Origin of the sequence: Vibrio crassostreae (assembly GCF_041439375.1) — a bacterium.
Classification (GTDB): domain Bacteria; phylum Pseudomonadota; class Gammaproteobacteria; order Enterobacterales; family Vibrionaceae; genus Vibrio; species Vibrio crassostreae_D.
Genome location: NZ_JBGONY010000012.1, coordinates 83,798 through 105,665, shown reverse-complemented (window position 1 = coordinate 105,665; position 21,868 = coordinate 83,798). Strand labels below are relative to the sequence as shown.

Sequence of the window (21,868 nt, the reverse complement as noted above, 5' to 3'; positions counted from 1 at the left end):
GGCTACCGATGTATTGTTGAACGCGAAATGTACAGCAAAGATCAACACGCCCTAGCTACAGATAAGCCTCAGCCAATACAAGTTAGTTCATGTATTCCTGGACAGGTTGAGACTTATCTTTAACTGAACACAGCATTTAATCAATGACTTAGCGGTCACACAAAGCTGTACTGATTGGTTGAAATGAATAGGTGATGTAAGGCCCTCGGATTACTCCCAAAAGTTCCACCACTTTTTGCTGTTTTCTTCACGCTGCTGTTGGCCTTTTTCTGACCCTTTTCCTTCTTCTTTACGCTCTTGTTCCGCTTTCTTGTCTTTCTGCTTTTCTAATCCCGACTTTTCTTCGTCATTATCCATATCATCTTCAAGCTTTTCTTTCTTATCTTTGAGCTTCTCTTTACTCTCTTCGAGGGCTTCTTTCTCGTCTTCCAAATCGTCGAGTTCTTTATCTATTTTCTGCTTATCTTTTTTGTTCTTACTTTTTTTCGCTTTCTTCTTTTTCTCTTCGATCATTGAATCAAGCTGCTTCTCACGATCATCAATTTCGCCTTCAACTTTTTTAGCCTCAGCGAGCGTTTTTACTTCTTCTAAATCGGGCTTACCTTTACCAGCCCACTCAGGTTTAGCAGCAATGCTGTAATTAGACCAAGCTAATAAAGCACTTGATACGGCAACGACTAGTACTGTTTTGTTCATCCTTAAACTCCTACTTACTTGTTCTAACTAAAATTTTTCTATTTACTTATTAAAGTTAATCGTCTAATACGAGAAAAACAAGAAAACGCACCAAACTAATCAATATAAGTCTGGTGCGCTTTATTAATCGATACTACAGCTCAATTTTTTTCAGCATTCCCGCTTCAGCGTGACCAGGAATATTACACGCGAACTCTACGTTATTATCACCATGGAAATGCCACAGCAATTGCTTCGCTTTACCCGGCTTAACTGTAACTTTGCTGCCCGAGTCGTGAGCGTGATTACCCATGTTTTTCATCATTTCACGGTGCTCTAACTGCTCTGAAGCAGAACCAATCGAGAATTCGTGATCAATCTTGCCGGTATTCATCACAACAAACTGCACCACGTCATTTGGCTCTATATCGACCTTGTTTTTAAATGTGATTTTCATATCATCACTTAGCAGCACATGAACCACTTTATCGGGCTTCGCGCCTTTAGCTGGCATCCCAACTTCTGACATACCTTCCATGTCCATCATTCCATCCATATTCATCATCTTTGAATGGTCCATCTTTCCACTCGTCATCATACTGTGATCCATTTTTGAATGATCCATTTCTCCGCTCTTCATCATCGAATGATCCATACCTGATTGATCCATATTTGATTGGTCACCAGCTGAATGGTCCATTGCAGCAAACGCGGTTGCTGTAGTCAGTGTTAGAGCTATAGCAATTAGTGTCTTTTTCATGATCGTTCCTTAGATTAATTCAGTTATTTATTTGTTTGTCTCGCTTTGGCTGTGCGTAATCTCACGCTGTTTCCAGAGCTTAAAGATTGCAGGCAACACCAGTAGGGTAAGCAACAGCGCAGAAGCCATTCCGCCTATCATCGGCGCGGCAATTCGTTGCATCACTTCCGAACCAGTACCCTCGCCATACATAATTGGAATGAGACCAATGATCACCGTAAGAACCGTCATCATCACAGGGCGCACACGCAGTCCTGCGCCTTCTCTAATGGCATCGGTTAGATCAGCTTGTTGAAGCGTTTGTTGGTTTTGTTCTGCATCGAGCTTTTTGTAGTGCCACGCTTGGTTGAGATAAACCAACATGATCACGCCTATCTCGACCGCAACGCCTGCAAGTGCAATAAAGCCAACACCCACCGCAATCGAGAAGTTGTAATTTAGGAAATGCATCAACCACAGTCCGCCCACCATAGCCAAAGGAAGTGTTGCCATGATCATCATCACTTCACCGACGCGGCGGAAGCTTAGGTAGAGCAACAACATGATGATGGCGATGGTGATCGGCACAACGACACTCAAACGCTCCTTCGCACGCTCCATGTATTCGTATTGACCAGACCAAGCGAGCGAGTAACCCGCCGGTAATACAACTTGTTCGGCAACGACTTTTTGCGCTTCAGCCACGTAAGAACCTAAATCACGACCATCAATGTCCACGAACACCCAACCGTTAGGGCGTGCGTTCTCCGTTTTGATCATCGGTGGGCCATCTTCATAACGAATATCCGCGACATCAGACAGTGCAATACGAGCTCCGTTTGGTGTCACCAATGGCAAGTTCTGCAACTTAACGACAGAATCACGATAGCTTTGTGGGTAACGTACATTGATTGGATAACGTTCTAGCCCCTCAACGGTTTCGCCCACATTCATGCCACCAACCGCAGTCGAGATAACCTGTTGCACTTCTTTAATGCTCAAGCCATATCGCGCAGCCGAGCGACGTTTGATATCTATCGTCACATAACGACCACCAGCCACACGTTCGGCATACACAGAAGCCGTACCACTGACACCATTCAAGATAGGTTCAAGTTGCGAACCAATATTTTCAATCACGCTCAGATCCGGGCCTGCGATTTTGATACCAATGGGGGTTTTAATACCAGTCGCTAACATGTCGATACGGGTTTTGATTGGCATCACCCACGCATTGGTCAAACCTGGGAACTGAATCAGTTCATCAAACTCTTTACGCAGAGACTCCGTAGTGACACCGTCACGCCACTGTTCTCGCGGTTTAAGCTGAATCACAGTTTCAATCATGGTTAACGGTGCAGGATCGGTTGCTGTCTCTGCTCGACCAATTTTGCCCCACGTAGTTTCGACTTCTGGAATGGTTTTGATGAGCTTATTGGTTTGTTGCAACAACTCACGCGCTTTACCAATTGAAATACCCGGATACGTAGTTGGCATGTACATCAAATCCCCTTCGTCCAAAGGAGGGATGAACTCGCTACCAAGCTTACTGGTTGGGTAATAAGCAGACGCCATTAAGCCAAGTGCGATAACAATCATCACCTTTGGATATTTTAGGCTGAGGTTCAGAAGCGGCTTGTACATCGCCACTAGGCTGCGGTTCACCGGGTTTTTATGCTCTGGTAGAACATTTCCACGAATGAAGTAGCCCATTAGCACTGGTACCAGTGTGATAGCCAAACCTGCGGCTGCAGCCATCGCGTATGTTTTAGTAAAGGCAAGCGGCGAGAACATCTTGCCTTCTTGCCCTTCTAGCGCGAACACAGGCACAAAGCTCAAGGTAATGATAATCAGAGAGAAGAACAGCGGCGCGCCAACTTCTTCTGCTGCCTTACCAATCACTTGCCAACGGTTTTTGTCAGTGAGCGGAGTCCGTTCAATGTGTTTATGAACGTTCTCAATCATCACTATGGCACCATCCACCATGGCGCCAATCGCAATCGCGATCCCGCCAAGAGACATAATGTTGGCGTTAATACCCTGCCAATGCATAACGATGAATGCGCCTAAGATACCGACAGGCAAACTTAGCGCGATAACCAGTGATGAGCGGATATGGAACAAGAACAGCGCACACACGACGGCGACCACGATGAACTCTTCAGCCAGCTTCTTCCAAAGGTTTTCAACGGCTGAATCAATCAAAGTAGAACGGTCATAAGTTGCGACAATCTCGACACCATCAGGTAAGCCTGCTTGCAGTTCCGCAAGCTTGGATTTAACCGAGTCGATCACTTCACTGGCATTTTCACCAAAGCGCATCACGATAACGCCGCCAACCGCCTCGCCCTCACCATTGAGTTCCGAGATACCACGACGCATTTGCGGGCCAAGGTTAATGTCAGCAATGTCACCTAATAGCAGCGGAGTCCCTTTGTCGGTCACTTTTAGCGGCAAAGATTGAATGTCTTCAATGCTTGTCAGGTAACCGGTCGTACGAACCATATGTTCGGCTTCGGCAATCTCAACAACAGACGCTCCTGTTTCTTGATTACCATCTTGGATTGCCTTGTTGACTTGCTGAAGCGTCAGGTCATATGCACGTAACTTGGCAGGATCAATCTGTACTTGATACTGCTTCACCATGCCACCAACGGTCGCCACTTCAGACACGCCTTCTACAGTTTGTAATTCATACTTCAAGAACCAATCTTGCAAACTACGAAGTTCCGCTAAGTCGTGCTGACCTGTTTTATCTTGCAGAACATAGCTGTAAACCCAGCCCACACCGGTTGCATCTGGCCCTAGTGTTGGCTTAGCACTCGAGGGCAAGTTAGGTGCAACTTGGCTTAGGTACTCCAACACTCGTGAACGCGCCCAGTACATATCGGTGTCGTCATTGAAGATGATATAGACATAGGAATCACCAAAGAACGAGTAACCACGAACTGTTTCAGCACCCGGTACGGCTAACATGGCGGTGGTCAATGGATAAGTCACCTGATCTTCGACCACTTGTGGCGCTTGCCCCGGATAACTGGTTTTGATGATTACCTGAACATCTGACAAATCAGGAATGGCATCGACAGGTGTATTTTTAACGCTGTATAAACCGCCAAATACGATGGCGACAGTGGCAACCAGCACTAAGAAACGGTTGCTAATAGACCAGCGAATAATTGCATTGATCATAGTTCGCCCTCACCCGTGCTATTCGTCGGTTCGAGAGATTTGAGCACATAATCAGAACCTTGCTTCGCCACTAGAAACCGAATGGTTTGACCCTCGGCAAACTCAGATAAATCAAGGTCATCACTGGCTTGGAAATTCATTTCACCCGCTTTCCAATTCCACTCAGGGACTGGCTGATGTTTTACAGTGATCATGCCAAAATCTGCCATCAACATGGTGATGTCACCCGTTACCCAAACTTCGCCGGCGATCTTGTGTTTGTTGACCTTGTAATCAACAACCTCGTACTGCCCTGACTCTGTCTTTCTCATCTCAAAATCAATCGCCTTACCACGTTTCACGTCACTCATGTCCAAGCCTTCCGCAAAGGTGAAATTCATCACCATGCCCGGCCAATCCCATTCAGGAACAGGCTGATGGTTAATCGTCACCATGCGACTGCCTTGCATAACGTCGGAAATTTCGCCATTTGCCCACACGGTTTCAGCTTCTTCTTCAACGCCATTGATGCGTGACAGATCAGCAGATTGGCTCGATTCAGAATCCAACATGAAGTGCGCAGAAGTGACAATGTTTTCACCTTGCTCCAGCCCTTGAAGCACTTCTATTTTTTCGCCAGCTTCACGACCAACCTCAATACGAGCAGAGCGATACTTGCCAGAACCTTCTGACATCACCACTCGAGTCATACCACCGGAGTGAATCACCGAAGATCTTGGGATAGTAAGGACAGCTTCATCACTGATGGGTTTCAGCGCAATATTGGCAAACATATTTGGCTTAAGCTCGCCATTTGGGTTGGAGAACTTCAAACGAACACGCAAGGTTCGAGTTTTTGGGTCAAGGATTGGGTACACGTAATCGACATTACCTAACCACTCTTTGCCGGGAATGGCATCTAGAGTCATCACCGCATTGCTGCCTGACGAGATCCAGTGCGCTTGACGCTCAAACACCTCAGCATCAACCCATACTTCACCTAATGGGCCTGCACTGATCACCGCTTGTGCAGGTGAAAGGTAACCACCTTCTCGGATATTCAGGCTTGCGATGACACCATCAGCTGGCGCTTTGACTTCAATGGTTTGCGAAGCTTTGCCTTTGCGCGTAATAGAGCGGATTTGAGTCTTATCAACACCCAAGGTAATTAAGCGTTCAGTCGAACCTTTGATCAAACCTTTACGACCCGTTTTATAAGCACTGATCAACTCTTCTTGTGCTTTAACAAGCTCTGGAGAATAGAGTGTGAAAAGCACATCACCTTTGTTTACCTTCTCACCTACTGCGTTGATGGAGAGTTTTTCCACCCAACCAGAAACACGGACGTTGGTTTGCCATAGCGCACTTTCATCAAATGCCACGTAGCCAACCGTTTCAATGCGTGGTGATAGCGCTTCTCTCGTGACTTGTGCGGTTTTCACGCCAAGGTTATTTTCCACAGAAGAATCAATAAACACGGTTCCGGGCTTATCTTTGGCTCCGCCGTTCACATCGTCAGCATATACAGGGATAAGATCCATCCCCATTGGTGACTGACCCGGCTTGTCTCGCTGATAATTTGGGTCCATCGGAGCCACCCAATACAGAGGTTCATCCTTGGTTTGTTTACTTACTTCGGCGCCTGTACTCGTTGCCATTGCTGACATGTTATGTGCTGACCCAACGACAAAGTGATTCACACTAAAACCCAATGCACCACCGACCAATAAAGCGATTGTTGCTACTTTTACTGTACTCATTGTCTATTCCCTTATTGATTGGCTGTGTGTTTAGTTGCGCTTGAGTTGAGTTGTGGTTGGTTTACTTGGTATTCAAAGCCACTGACTAACGCCGCCAGTTTGCTGTTAACGATGTTGAGATCGGTGATCAAACGTTGTTGCTCTAACTTAAGCGCCAACTCATCGGTCGTTGCTAAAATGACATCGTTAAACTGAGCGGTATTGTTTTGATAGCCCCTCTCAACCGCACTGATTCGTGCTGCGGTTTGAGGAAGCAAAGACGTTTGATAGCGCTCTAATCGCTGGATCAGATTTGATCTGTCCACCAGCAATGCGTTCACTTGTGCGTTCATTTGGGAAAGTAAGGTGTCTTTTTGAGATTTAGCCGCACCAACTTGATACTGAGCAGCCGATAAGTTTTTATCTTGTCGGTTCCCTGTAAACAGCGGGATGTCGACTGTCAGATAAGCACTCACCAGATCAGAAGCAGGTTCACCCGCCATGTTGTTGGCTTGACGGTGTGCATACATCACTTCGACCCCAAACTGTGGCGTATAAGCTTGCTCTGCTAACTCAACCTGAGTTTGATTGGAGGAAATACTGACATCGGAGATCTTAACCAAAGGATGGTCAGTCAGTAGCTGGTAGTGCTTGGATGAATCGATATTGGTCGCTAATTTGCTTTCCAACAACGACCAATCGATTTGGTTAGTTGCATTCAGTGTGCCCTGAGAATCAAGAACCTGAGAGCCTAGCCAATCAGAACCCAACCATTCAGAAAGCTGAGAGATTAGACGACGCTGAACCTGCTGGTTTGCCTGAAGTTTCTCATCAAGCTTGCTCACTTGGAGCTGAGCATTAAGCAGATCTTGCGCTTCACTTTTACCAATCGAGTAATTGGTTTGTACATAGTTTTCAAGCTCAACCAACAAACGACGATTTTGACGTATCACCGACTCAGCCTTTTGCTGATAACCTAACTCAAGCCAAAGCTGCGTCATGCTATTCGCAACCGTCAATTCTCTTGCTTGCACCTGCAAAGCTAAAGCATCTGCCTGTTGGCCTGCCTTTTTCTGTTGAAGGTTAAGCGTATCGCCACGCTCAAACTGCTGCATCAGCCCTACCGATATATTGGTCATCGGGTCTTCGTCAAATTGAAAGCTATCGACAGGCAAACCGCCAAATCCAACTTTCAATTTCGGGTCCATTAAGGTCGCGCTGGCAATGCCCGTTTCTCGCATCGCTTGAGACTGAGCAAAGTACTGTTTGCGATTTCCATCTTCGCTTAAAGCAATCTCAATCAGTGTATTGAGTTGCTGCGTCGAGCTTGCTTGGTCATGTGCTGAAATGTGTTGAGCATTTGAAGCTGACGCCGTGGTAGCCGCGAGCGTAGCACTTGAAAACAAGGCCATAGGCAAGGCAGCAGCAACCACTAAGCTCGTGTTCATGACAAACACAGAGGTTGTTGGTTTCATATTCACAATGAATGTCCATATCTAGCGCTAATTAGCGCATAAAAAAGAATGGCTTATCAGATTTATCTAACTGATAGAGCTGTATTTTTAGATATAGATTTATGCGGAAGGTGGGCGTAGCAAAGATTGAGCGCGTGCGACTTTCTGGCCAATCGTGACCGATTGAAAACGAGCTAATGAAAAGGAAAGTTGATCAACGGCTTGAACAGCCTGAATTGGATAGGGACTTGCAGAACACATTGAGGCACAGCAATCGGCACTCGAACAATGGTTACCCATCATCGGACTGCCGTCTTCGCTCATTGAAGGCATATCGAATTGAGCCATCAAAGCATGGGCACTCATGTTAGAGTCTTCAGCGTGTACTTCTTCACTCATCACATGACACCCTGCCATTGAATCATTAACCGAAGTATCGCTGTGGTAACAAGCCGACTTGCTCGACCCCATTTCCATCATCATTACTTCAGTCATCAAGGCTGAGGAGCTTGAGGCATAGCTAGACATCAACATCGCAATGATGCTGAAAACAATAATCCAAGTTTTTCGGAATGTGTTTGTCATAGCTTACCTTTGAATTTACAACGCAACTATAAACGTTCCCCTTAGGGTAAGGTCAATGCCATTGTGCCGATATTTACCTGACCGTTGAAAAAGTATTCATCCTCTCTTTCATCAAAATGAGATAATTCTTCGACTTTGCAGTTTTTTCTTTAAAAATTATCCAATTAGCTAGCGAAACCTCTATCTGTGTATTTTACTTAAGATAGTGCAACCACGATTCACGGATGATAAAAATGGCTAACAAAAAAAACGTCGAAACAAACAAGAAAAATACAGAAATCAAAAATAAGAAAAGTAACGAGCTAGAGCAAAAGAAACCAACACAAAAAAAGAAGCGCAGACTGCATTCACATCTAAAAGTGAATATCCCACTTTTTCAGTCACTCATGATGATTTTGCCATCATTGGCTAAACACGCTGATGCAGAGAGTATAGACAATTCCAGCGACGCTGCAGATCAAGTAACCGCAAATAACGTGACCGAAAAAGATGTCACCGATGACCATAGCAAGGCGGACTCATCAGCGGTTGCTCATCAAGAGGCTCAAACGAGTGACAACGACGTAAACTCCACCTTAAGTGCAAGTCATGCCGCCCATGGTTCGAGCTCTCACTTGGTTCCTTCTCATCATTTATCGACGCTTTCTCACCCGCAAGTCCATTACATTCCTTCGGTATCGATGCCGACTATCTCCTCAGGAAGTAACGGTCAGCCGACTCATTCGAATGCGCCTACGACGCCCGCTTTACCCGTCACCTTTATGCCAGAAGTCATAAAAGGTACGTACGGAGAGCTTCATGTTGATGCAAATGGTCAATACACATTCGTATTGAATCCAAATTCTCCTCAATACATACTGTTGAATCAGCACCAACCAGGTACTGACCATTTTGCGTTACACCTATCTAATGGCTCGAGCATCATTGTTCAGATACCGGTAACAGGTAAGCAAGACACGCCAAGTATTTCTGGAGACTTAACAGGTGTCGTAACAGAAGATCACAATATTGATTCACAAGGCTTGTTACATGCGAACGGCAAAATCGATGTCATAGACCCTGACCAAAATGAAAGTTCGGTTACACCGGAAGTTATCTCAGGTAAATATGGTTCATTAACTATCGATGCTGATGGACATTGGCAGTATCAAGTTGATAACTCGCTCTCTAATGTTCAAGCTTTAACCGCAGCCACTTCACTGCATGAAAGTTTCACAATTCACACCAAAGATGGCACACCGCAAACCATCGATATGACGATTGGCGGGAACGACGACAATGCCGTAATTACGGGTGTGGATGCTGGCACGTTAACTGAAGATTTAACGACACAAGTTCAAGGGCAGCTTTCGGTAACAGATTCAGATCTTGGAGAAGATCATTTCCAGGCATCACAAGTAACTAGCAATTTCGGTACGCTAAGCATCACCAAAGACGGTGCGTGGACATACAATTTAGACAACAATAGCCCAGTAGTTCAAAGACTTGGCCAAGGTTCAACTGCGACAGACATCGTCACTGTTCACTCTGCCGATGGCACAGCACATCAAGTTACGGTTACGATTAATGGCACCAACGACCATGCGGTAATCACGAGTAGTACAGCAAATTCACCAAGTTCGTTTTTCGCTATCGGGACAAGTAATGGCTCAAGCCAAGTTACTGAAGATAAAGACCTAACGGTTTCGGGCCAACTCAACATCACCGATATCGACTCAAAAGAGGCGCATTTTTCTAATTCCGACCTCAAGGGGACACTGGGTACTTTACACCTTAAAGACAATGGCGATTGGACCTACGATCTAGATAATAAAAATCCACAAGTTCAGGCTCTTGGTCAAGGCTCTGCGACAACAGACATCATAACCATCCACTCCGCCGACGGCACTCCTCATCAAATTGCAATTACCGTTAACGGCACCAATGATAAAGCCGTGATAAGCGGAACCAGTGCCGGCGTGGTAACCGAAGAGTCCCAACTTCAGACCTCGGGCACACTTGCGGTAACGGATGTAGATACTGGCGAAGCGCACTTCGCTACTTCATCCACAGGAAGTACCGATATTGCAGGCTCGTTTGGTATGCTACATCTAACCGATTCGGGGGCTTGGACGTACGTTCTTGATAATAAAAACCCTAACGTTCAAGCATTAGGTAAAGGAGCAACCGCTACCGACACCATCACCGTTCATTCTGCTGATGGCACGCCGCATCAAGTTACGATTACAGTAAATGGTACAAATGACACAGCTACTGTCAGCAGTGCGACCGTCGCCATCGATGAAACCGACAAAGCGGTAACCACCTCAGGCACCCTCACCAGTACCGATGTTGATAACCCAGACAATACCTTCACACCAGATTCTATCTCAGGCACCAACGGTGATCTCACCATTGATACCACTGGCCACTGGGTATTCACCGCCAACAGTGCGTTTAATCAATTAAACGTCGGCGATAAAGTAGAAGAAACCTTCACGGTGTCGTCTGTTGATGGCACACCGTCCACTATCAAGGTGACAATTAACGGTACTAACGACACAGCTACTGTCAGCAGTGCGACCGTTGCCATCGATGAAACCGACAAAGCGGTGACAACCTCAGGCACCCTAACCAGTATCGACGTCGATAACCCAGATAACGCATTCACGCCAGATTCCATTGTTGGATCTAACGGCGACCTAACTATTGATGCTAATGGGCATTGGGTGTTCATCGCCAACAGCGCGTTTAATCAATTGAATGTCGGCGATAAAGTCGAAGAGACCTTCACGGTGTCGTCTATTGATGGCACACCTTCGACCATCAAAATTACTATTAATGGTACCAATGACAAAGCCGTGATAAGCGGAACAAGTGCTGGCGCGGTCACCGAAGAATCTCAACTTCAAACCTCTGGCTCACTGACTGTGACTGATGTTGATGCCGGTCAAGCGCACTTCTCCAATACCGATATTGCTGGGACTTTAGGCACCTTACACCTCACTAATTCGGGGACATGGACTTACGACTTAGATAACACCAACCCAACCGTTCAAGCGTTAGGTAAAGGAACAACCGCTACCGATACCATTACTGTTCATTCTGCTGACGGCACACCACATCAAATTACTATTACGGTTAATGGTACTAACGACAAGGCCATCATTGGCGGGACAAACTCTGGTGCAGTGACTGAAGAATCTCAACTTCAGACGTCAGGTACACTGACTGTCACTGACGTAGATACTGGTGAAGCACACTTCTCCAACACTGATATTGCAGGCACATTAGGCACTTTACATTTAACTGATAACGGCACTTGGACTTACGATTTAGATAATACGAATCCACAAGTTCAAGCGCTAGGCAAAGGAGCAACCGCTACCGATACCATCACTGTTCATTCTGCTGATGGCACGCCACATCAAGTGACTATCACAGTAAATGGCACCAATGATACGGCTGTAATTGGCGGTACAAGTGCTGGCGCAGTAACAGAAGAGACACAACTACAAACTACTGGCACATTAACCATTACTGATACCGATAGCGGTGAAGCACACTTTGCCAATACTGATATCCAAGGCTCCTTAGGTACATTACATCTAACAGATAATGGCGCTTGGACGTACGATCTTGATAACACCAATCCTATCGTTCAAGCGTTAGGCGCGAATAAAACAGCTACCGATACCATTACTGTTCACTCTGCAGATGGCACCACACACGATATCGTTGTCACCATTCATGGCGATAACGACCGCCCATACTGTTCTTCAGAAGTGCAGCTCAACAGCGGCAAAGAAGACCTAGCGCAAACCATCACGTCCGCCGAACTCTTAGCAAACACTATAGACGTGGATACCAATGACCTAGGCAAACTGACGATTGCGAACCTTCATGCCGATCATGGTTCTATTCAAGATAATCAAGACGGTACCTTCACTTTCACGCCAACCAAAGACTACAACGGTCAGGTTCAATTCACTTATGATGTGCAAGATGCTCACGGCGGGGTTACGCATACGGGCGCAACCACTTCATTGAGTGCAGTAGGTGATACAGCAGTTATTGGCGGACAAGACACCTTTACCGTTCAAGAGGATCATAACCTTACCCTAAACTCCGGTAATACGATCATATACAACGGCCAATTGACCATTACTGACGCCGATGCTGGAGAAGATCATTTTGATGGGAATCTTCATCAAAACCAACAAACAGGCACATGGGATACCGGATATACAACACAGGAAGGTGGAAAACTCATTCTTCAATCCAATGGTTCATATCGCTATGAAATTGATAATAGCCTCGCAAAGATTCAATCTCTCGGTAGTAGTGAAACGTTAATTGATACTGTTACTGTACGTTCTGCTGATGGTACGCCTCATCAAATTCAAGTCACTATCCAAGGTGACAATGATGCTCCAGTTGTTAGCTCCGCAGTTACACTTACGGCTGGAACTGAAGATACAGATGTCGTTCTACATGCTTCTGATTTACTCGCCAACGCTACAGACATCGACCACAATGATGCGAGGAAACTCTCTGTAGCAAATCTTGTCGCGGATCATGGAAAGATTACCGATAATCACGACGGAACCTTCACCTTTCACCCTAACCAAGATTACAACGGCAAAGTCTCCTTTACCTATGATGTGCAGGATGCACATGGTGGAAGTGTCGCTACATCAGCCTCAATAACTCTCACTCCCACCCGTGATTCTGCTGTGATTTCAGGCGATGATACTGGTTCAATTAAAGAAGATCATAATGTTGGTCCTAGTTCATTACAACCTGTCGCCGCATCGGGTTTGCTGAGTGTGACAGATCCTGATGCAGGGCAAGACCATTTTCAGGTCAATCTGTTATTAGGAGAACAGGCGATTCACGATCCCTTTGGTGGTTTTTTACGCATTACACCAAGTGGCGCTTGGGGATATGAAGTAGCCAATAGTCGCTTGCAATCATTAGCTGAAGGTGAAGTAGAAAAAGTTGTATATCGTGTTTATTCTGCAGACCACACTGCTCACGATATAACAATAACGGTGACAGGCACCAATGATCAACCGACCATAACTGCGACGACACTTGCACATGGCACTGAAGATACCCACTACCAAATGCAAGCAAGTCAGTTTGGTTTTACTGATGTTGATAGTGGCGACACATTACATGCCATCACAATCACAGATATCCCAGCAGTATCCCAAGGTAAATTTGTGCTTGATGGACAAGAGGTAAGTGCGGGTCAAAGTATATCAACTGCCGATATCAGCAAACTACAATTTGTACCGACCAAAGACTTTAATGGTGATGTACAATTTAAATATACCGTTAACGATGGTCGTACAGATTCAGTAGAAGCAACGAATACCTTGCACATAGCCAATACAGATGATGCTTCAGTTATTTCAGGTGATAGACAAGCTGTTGTTAATGAAGGTGATATTGGCGATACCGTTACTGCTACAGGGCAGTTATCAATTACAGATGTTGATACTGGAGATAATCCAAGCTTTATAGATGTAGCATCAACGGCGACAACATACGGCCATATTGAAATGCGCAATGGCCAATGGACCTATACCCTAGACGAGAGCAAAGTTCAGCATCTCGATCCCGATCAACCTGCGGTACAAGATCACTACACATTTAAAGCCAGTGATGGCTCGACGCAAATTGTAGATATCACCATTCAAGGCACCAACGATAAACCTATCATCGAGTCAGCACACGCAGCGCCGATAGGCACATCAAGCACCTTAAAATTACAAGATGTTGACGTAATCTCAAACCCAACAGGCGCCAACATTGATGTTGCGCCAAGCAATGCAGAAAATATGGCACGTTGGGGGACAGATCAGGTCGGTGTCGGATCAGGGGTAAAATTAGTCGGACTATATAAACCTGGATCAGATCATAACTGGATAACAAACCCTGCAACAACAACAACAGCACATAGTGGCGCAGGTGGCTTCAGCCGAATTGATAACCATGATTGGTGGCATACAAATGGAGTTCCAGATACAGTAAACACAGGCTCTGGCGGAGCAACGGGCCATGGCAATGCATGGACAGGCGGGATAGCTGTATTTGAAGATAACACAGGCCATCAGACAATTGCGATTTTAAATCGTGTTTGTACAGGCGGTGGCAGTGAAGTAGATTACCTCTACTATCACTCATATCAACACCTACAAGTAGGTAATACTGTTTATAGTGGCACTGCAACTGCAGGTGAAACAATCAATGTGATGGACGGTAATCATCAAATAGCCTCTGTTATTGCCGATACTAATGGCCATTGGGAAATTTCTGCAAGCAATTTAACTGATGGTAAACATACTATACATGTCGAAAATAGCGCAGGTGAACATTCTGCTGAAACTATTTTACAAGTCAGTGGCCATACGGTTCAAAATATTACGCCTGCAGCACTTAATGCAGAAATAAAAGAAGATGCAGCTCAAACAACAATCAATGGTGAATTAAGAACATCAGATGTTGATACAGGCGATACTGCAAGTTTCACGGTACAAGCTGATCACGCAACTAAATATGGCCATTTCTCCATAGATAGTAATGGCCATTATCATTTCACCATTGATAATAATAATGCTGACGTTGATCACCTTGGTGTACATCAGACATTAACTGAAGTCATTCCAGTGACCTCAACTTCAACAGATGGTACTTCAGTTACCACAAATGTCACAATCACTATTCAAGGCTCACTAGATAAGCCAATTCTAAATGCGACAGCACCAGATGCACAGCAAGGCACCACTATTGCATTAAATTTAAATGTGGCTACAACAGATACGGGTGGTGATACTGAAGATCTGTTAATAAAAATTAGCGGTTTACCTGATGCAGCTACACTAAATCATGGTACACACGATGCGGTTGCAAAAATGTGGGTTCTGCATAAATCAGACCTTAATGGTTTAGAACTTAACCTTCATAACGCTAACTTCCATGGGGATTTGCATTTTAATGCAACAGCAACAGCTTCAGCAGGAAGTGAATCTGAATCAGCAACGCAAGCTATTTCATTATTTGTAAATGCCCCTCCTTCAGTTACTTCCGGAGTAACTGGCAGCAAAGCTGAAGACTCAGGAATGGGTGCAATAGATCTTCTTTCTGGTGCTACTGATGCTGATACAGGCGATACATTATCTGTTGGCCATATCGAATATCAAATAGGGGCCAATACAAAAACGGCTACTATGCCGTCTTTTTTAACATTAGCTAAAGATGGTCACACGTTAATTATTGATTCAAATACACAAGTATTTCAACATTTAGCTGCCGGAGAAACTGAAACAGTAACACTGTCATATAATATTAGTGATAGTCATGGCGGAGCTGTAAAGCAGACAGCGACTTTGATAATTACGGGTACGAATGACAAACCAGTGATTAGTGGTTCAACCACTGCAAGTGAACTAACAGAAGATAACAACGTATTTGCCTATAATCATCGAATCAGTTCAAACCAGCACAATATAAATATTGTGGACCCAGATAACCAAGAAAGCCTTATGGTACCCACTGGGCATTTAAATGGAACTGGGAGTGCTGCAACAGGTAGCTGGATATCAGGCGATAAAAGTGTCGGCGAATTTATAGTACATGCAGATGGGCGTTGGTTATATCATGTCGATAACCAAAATACGGCTATTCAGGGTCTAAAAGAAGGGGAAACCTTCACCGAGACAATCACGGTTCATACCAAAGATGGCACTGATGTCACATTAACTGCCACAGTTAACGGCACGGACGATAAACCTGTCGTCAGCGGAGCCGTTGACTTGGGTAGCACGGCAGAAGACACCACCAAACATTTTAGCGCGGCTGACTTATTGGCGAACACCACAGACGCAGATGGTGATGCCCTTTCCATCGTCGATGGTTCTGTAACCGCTGAGCATGGCACCCTATCGGGCGATGCTGTGCATGGCTTTGTCTTCACCCCCGACGCTAACTATCATGGCACAGACATCGCTATTACGTTTACAGCCACTGACGGGCACTCAACAGTTGCTGGCACGGCGACATTTGATGTAACAGCAACCAACGATGCAACAAAGGTCGTAGCGACGAGCGCTAGCACCACAGAAGACACCGATATCGTCCTGACTAAATCGCAGCTTTTGGCTGGAGCGACCGACGTAGATGGCGACACCCTGGATATCAACAGCGTAACTGTTAATGGTGGCCACGGCACAGTAACTGATAATCACGATGGTACGTGGACGCTACATCCTGAAGAAAATTATAAGGGTGACATCACTTTAGGCTACAAGGTCAATGATGGCCATGCCGATGTTAATAACCATATGACGGTAACCGTAGCATCGGTTACCGACGCTGCGGATATAAACCTTTCTGTTGCACCGCAAAAAGGCTTTCAGACGGATTCTGCCCATCATCTTTCAATAGATTCGATACTTAACCCTGATGGCGGTGGTGACCACACAGCTAAAGACTACGGAGATACGCTGACCTTTGAAATGGGCATCACGCTTGATAAGAGCGAGAGTTACCACAATGGTGATGTGATCGCGCAGTACGGTGGGCATATTAGTAGTCCAGGTAAATTGGATTATGCTCAAATGCATTATTATGGGGATGGTTCGAAACTCGGGAACGGCGGAGTAACCCTTACAAACCCCCACAGTGTTACCGTTTGGATTTCGGGCATGGATCCTATTGAAACCCACATTGATATTACCGATGGCAAACTCCACCGATTAACGGTGGTTGTGGATGAAGGGCAAGGCATTAAAGCGCCCACCATGTCGATATTCGATAATGGTAAGCCTGTTGATTATCCTGATGGTTCAAACTCTGAAAGTATGCCAACGCATTATCTGGGCGACAGCGGTTCGAGTGAACATTATTTAACAGCACCGAAAGCTGGCATGACACTAACGGAAGATGGCTTTCTTGAGGCGCCAGCTATCTCGATCCCTTACGGCGGTGGCCACGCGAATGTGCCCAAGTTTATTGTCGAGCGTGCAGGCTCGACCGAGCTACTAATCGGAACGGGTCGAAGCCCTATATCACTTGGAGATGGGCGTTATGCTACTGGATATGAACATGACCATATTGTCTGGAGTCACGGTTCGAATCACGGCGGCGGAAACGTACCTCCCATTACACCCATCGTCGCAACGATCGAACACGTAACGGTAGTAAAAGAAGCAGTTGCAGCGTCTCAGGTAGCTCAAGGGCCACTAGGTGAGCAGGGTCTAGATCCAAAACATGTGTTGATCGATCTAGGGGTGAACGGGGGAGGTATTGTTGATCATACCGGGCTCCACAGCACCGTAGTTCCTTCTGGGTCAGACCATTCGCACGTGATAAACACGGCAGGAATCAATGTTACCAATGACCCACACCACTTAGTCATCAATGCCGATGTGACGCCACACGATAAAGACGACGCGCTCCAAGCTGTTCATCTACACGGTCTGCCCATTGGCTCAATTGTCACTGATGGTACGCATACGCACACCATCGATGCGACGGACCAAAAAGATGGCTTAGATATCTTGGGTTGGGCACGTGGTTCGCTCGAGGTTAACATTCCATCTGGTGTTACGTACAATGCGATTATTACCGTGGAAGCAACCACTCAAAATCAGGATGGTACCAGTGCGCATAGCGCATCATCGGCACCGGTAATACTAGACCCAGCACAAGCGGGTGATGTCATTGTTTCTGCTCCACCAATTAGTGGTGTTGAAGACAAGGGGCCTTACGACCTTACCTTAACCGCTATCGACCCAACAGACGCGCATGCAGCTGTCACTTTTGCGGTATCAGGTTTGCCTACAGGGGCAACGCTAAGCGCTGGTAGTTACGATGCGAATACCAAAACGTGGACAATTACACCAAGCGAATCGAACGGCCTGCAGATAACGCTACCAAAAGACTTCTCAGGCAGTGTGACACCTCACATTACTGCAACATCAAGTGCCGGCCATAGTCATAGTATTGATATGAGCGGTAGTATCACCGATACACAAGATTTAGCGGTGATTTCAGGCACCGATAGCGCGAATATCAAAGAAGATATTCACGTACAGTCGTCGGGGGTAATTGAAACTAACCAGAATCAGCTCAATGTACAGGATCCAGACGCAGGTGAAGCCCTGTTTACGCCTACGGGCACTCCATCGGGGTCGGGTAGCACAGCAACGGGTAGCTGGGTTGCAGGTGATAAGGGTATAGGGAAGTTCATTCTGCATGCTGACGGCCGTTGGCTCTACAAGGTTGACAACGATAACACCCATATTAACAGTCTCGGCGATGGTGATACCTTTACCGAAACCCTAACCGTTCATTCTAAGGATGGTACAACACACCAACTAACGTCGACGATTCATGGTACTAACGACAAACCTGTCATTGATGCTACTTCAGCCGTTACCGCTATTGAAGGTGGCCATACTGCGCATAAAGGGCAAATCACAACAACAGATGTTGATACTGGTGATAGCGCTACATACACGGCAATTACGCCAACGACGGGTCAGCATGTTCCAGGCTTTACACTTAATGCAGATGGTAGTTATGAGTTTGATGCCACCGATGCGGGTTACGATCATTTAGCATTAGGTAAAACTGAACAAGTAAGCGTTTCTGTAACGGTAACTGATGGCGCAGGCGCTACAGATCAAAAAGACTTAATCATTACAATCACTGGCACCAACGACAGACCAACAGTTGTTTCGTCAATTGCTCAGCATATTCACTCGATTTATGAAGATACAACACAACACTTTAGCGCTAAAGATTTTGGTTTTATCGATAAAGATCACGGCGACCAGCTTGACCATATAACGATTACCGCACTGCCAGATGCTTTTAAAGGGCAATTTGAGTATGACGGCCACCCTATCAGTATTCCTTTAGATGTGTTAACGGCTGATATCAGTAAAATAACCTTTGTACCTGCTCAAGATTATAACGGCGGCGTGCAATTTGGCTTTACCGTAAATGATGGACATACCGATTCCTTTCCTAAAATAGGTAATTTCGAAATCATACCGGTCGATGATATTTCTACGGTTAGTGGTACTGATACGTTGTCAATGACGGAAGGGAGTGCCGCCAATACCCATGCAGACTTAACCGTCGCCAAAGGAGCATGGCTAGCGAATGTTGATGGCCATTTTGACTTCCCAGAGGTCGTAGCTAATGACCCTAATGCAGGGCGTTGGTATGCAATAGTGGGGGCAGGTGTAGCGGGAGGCGCAGCCCATGGTATGAAAATTGAAACAACACAATGGGTCATGAACATGGGAGACCCAAATTACGGTCATAATGGCTATATGACATTTACCCGTAATACCAATAGTGCCACTGCTTCCTATAATGCAGTAGACCGTGTCGAGGGAGATTTACTCATTAATGACCCAGATACAGTACCAGCAACCTTTATTGATGTAACCGATAGTTTGGGTGATAACGGTTATGGCAATTTTTCAATGCATAATGGGCACTGGTCGTTTGTTGGTGGTGACAAAACCACTGCGCTAGCGGATGGCGAAAAAGCGACCGAGACCTTTACCTTTAATACCTCCGATGGTGTGACACATCAGGTGACCGTTAACCTTACAGGTAGCGATACCAAGGCTGAGTTTAAAGGTGATATTTCTGCCAACCTCAAAGAGGGAGATATCGGTGATACTGTATCTGCACATGGCAGCCTTAATATTGTGGATGTTGATACAGGGCAAAATCCGATAATTGCAGATTTTCATGATAAAAGTGGAGTCAATGGTTACGGACATTTTTCAATGGTTAATAATCAATGGACTTATGAGATTGATCAAACGAAAGTTCAAAAACTTAATGCGAGTGAATCAGTTCAGGATAAAATAACGGTGACCGCCAGTGATGGCACCACCCAAGACATTGTCATTAGTATAAGAGGTACAAACGATGCTCCTGAAGTGACGGGCGCAGTGGCGAATACCGACGATAGTGAAGGTCATGCAATCGACCTGACGCTCCCATCAAATTTATTTACCGATGCAGAGGGAGATAGCTTTACGTTAAGTTTAGCTGTTTCGCAACATACTGAGGAAGCAGTCAACCCTGATAGCGTAAACCCAGGTTGGCAAGGTAAAGATACAGCTTTAGGTATGCCAAGTTGGCTTCATTTTGATGAGAAAACTGGGCGCATCTGGGGGACTCCACCACATAGCGCAGACGGTGACTTAGATATCACGGTCACGGCAACAGATGCTAAGGGCGCAACAGGTACCTATGATTTTCATATCGCGGTTACTGATGTTGATGCAAGTGGCATTGCACACGCCAATGTGAATGAAGATGATAGAGCAACGGGTCAACATTCAGCGAATGGACAGTTAGATGCGTATCATAATGGTCAACATATTATCTGGCATGAACAAGCTACAGGGCAAGATAGCACCCCTAATATGCTTCAAGGTAAGTATGGCCACTTGCAAATATCAACAGGTGGTACATGGATTTATTTCCTTGATCATGATGGCGATCAACATTGGGCCAATAAAGATCTTAATGCTCTAAAAGCAGGTCAGGTAGAGCAAGAGCATTTCACCATTCATGGTTTACAAAATGGTAAAGAGGTCGCTACCGAGCAAGTTATTATCGCGGTTACGGGTAAAAATGATGGTGCAACTATCAATGGTTCCATGACAAGTAAAAGCGCAAGTACAATTACAGAAGATGCTACGAAGGATACCTTAGCTGGTCACTTGAATTTAAAAGATGCCGATCATGGTGAAGATCTGTTCACACCAGATCCACACATTGCAGGAACTTATGGACATCTAGAATTAGCAGCCAATGGTGATTGGGTATATCACCTTGATAATAACCTTGCCGCTACAAATTCATTAAGCTCTGCGCATGGTGGAACAGAAACCTTTACAATAAACTCACCAGATAATACAGCTTCTCATACAATAACAATTAATGTGAATGGGGTTGATGATCCATTAACTGCTGTTACGTCACCAGCCCCAACTCCGCCAGTACAACATGATGAACCTGACTTTAGTGCTGATACGAGTGAAGATCTCTCTGTCACCCTTGATGATGTTGGTCTCGTTGTCCCCGATAGCCAACATCAAGCAGTAAATGATCACCCTGTTACTGGCGCAGCTGCTTATCTTGATGCATTGGGGATTACACCTACAGCGCCTGTAGCAGATGCACCTGAACATCAACTACCTGCTGATATGGATATTGTGATGGCGGAAGCGGATCATATTGTATTAGGACATGATGGTGTGGCGCATCTAGATTTATCGGGTGCGCTTGAACACCAAGGGCATGAACATGATACTAACCAACAAGATCACGATGATACGCAACATCATCAAGTGGATGATTTACCAGGCATTGATCCCAATAGTTAACGCATAAAATGCCAATCACTAAAACCAAAAAAGGAACACTATTTAGTGTTCCTTTTTATTTCTATTCTCTTTTAAATTTCAGTTATAACT

At 45.4% G+C, this 21,868-nt stretch carries 7 protein-coding genes; 1 reads left to right on the top strand and 6 read right to left on the bottom strand.

All coding sequences use genetic code 11. The annotated features are described in order from the left end of the window. Positions 1-210: 210 nt before the first annotated feature. The 6 genes from ACED45_RS07795 to ACED45_RS07770 all read right to left on the bottom strand — a co-directional run bounded on the left by ACED45_RS07795 (position 211) and on the right by ACED45_RS07770 (position 8,363). Complete coding sequence (locus ACED45_RS07795; RefSeq protein ID WP_371713692.1) at positions 211-696, bottom strand: hypothetical protein; 486 nt, start codon at positions 694-696, stop codon at positions 211-213. Between the two features lie 133 nt (positions 697-829). Then, positions 830-1,435, bottom strand: a complete 606-nt coding sequence (gene copI / locus ACED45_RS07790; protein WP_371713691.1) for a copper-resistant cuproprotein CopI — start codon at positions 1,433-1,435, stop codon at positions 830-832. 27 nt (positions 1,436-1,462) lie between these two features. Next, positions 1,463-4,606 (bottom strand): efflux RND transporter permease subunit, encoded by a 3,144-nt coding sequence (locus ACED45_RS07785; RefSeq protein WP_371713690.1) that lies wholly within the window; start codon positions 4,604-4,606, stop codon positions 1,463-1,465. Continuing rightward, complete coding sequence (locus ACED45_RS07780; protein ID WP_371713689.1) at positions 4,603-6,345, bottom strand: efflux RND transporter periplasmic adaptor subunit; 1,743 nt, start codon at positions 6,343-6,345, stop codon at positions 4,603-4,605. The genes ACED45_RS07785 and ACED45_RS07780 overlap by 4 nt, the downstream gene beginning before the upstream one ends. Before the next feature lie 11 nt (positions 6,346-6,356). Further along, the gene (locus ACED45_RS07775) at positions 6,357-7,799 is read right to left on the bottom strand and encodes a TolC family protein (protein ID WP_371713695.1); all 1,443 of its coding nucleotides are present in this window, start codon (positions 7,797-7,799) and stop codon (positions 6,357-6,359) included. A 99-nt stretch (positions 7,800-7,898) separates the two neighbouring features. Next, complete coding sequence (locus tag ACED45_RS07770; protein WP_102344154.1) at positions 7,899-8,363, bottom strand: hypothetical protein; 465 nt, start codon at positions 8,361-8,363, stop codon at positions 7,899-7,901. A gap of 233 nt (positions 8,364-8,596) precedes the next feature. On the opposite strand from ACED45_RS07770, the gene ACED45_RS07765 reads away from it, so the two are divergent. Beyond that, positions 8,597-21,778 (top strand): VCBS domain-containing protein, encoded by a 13,182-nt coding sequence (locus ACED45_RS07765; RefSeq protein ID WP_371713688.1) that lies wholly within the window; start codon positions 8,597-8,599, stop codon positions 21,776-21,778. Positions 21,779-21,868 lie beyond the last annotated feature (90 nt).

What these genes read in the sequence shown, in the direction of transcription:
- ACED45_RS07780 (WP_371713689.1), bottom strand. Translation starts at nt 6,345, where the DNA reads ATGAGTACAGTAAAAGTAGCAACAATCGCTTTATTGGTCGGTGGTGCA.
- ACED45_RS07765 (WP_371713688.1), top strand. Translation starts at nt 8,597, where the DNA reads ATGGCTAACAAAAAAAACGTCGAAACAAACAAGAAAAATACAGAAATC.
- ACED45_RS07775 (WP_371713695.1), bottom strand. Translation starts at nt 7,799, where the DNA reads ATGAAACCAACAACCTCTGTGTTTGTCATGAACACGAGCTTAGTGGTT.
- ACED45_RS07770 (WP_102344154.1), bottom strand. Translation starts at nt 8,363, where the DNA reads ATGACAAACACATTCCGAAAAACTTGGATTATTGTTTTCAGCATCATT.
- ACED45_RS07795 (WP_371713692.1), bottom strand. Translation starts at nt 696, where the DNA reads ATGAACAAAACAGTACTAGTCGTTGCCGTATCAAGTGCTTTATTAGCT.
- ACED45_RS07785 (WP_371713690.1), bottom strand. Translation starts at nt 4,606, where the DNA reads ATGATCAATGCAATTATTCGCTGGTCTATTAGCAACCGTTTCTTAGTG.
- copI (WP_371713691.1), bottom strand. Translation starts at nt 1,435, where the DNA reads ATGAAAAAGACACTAATTGCTATAGCTCTAACACTGACTACAGCAACC.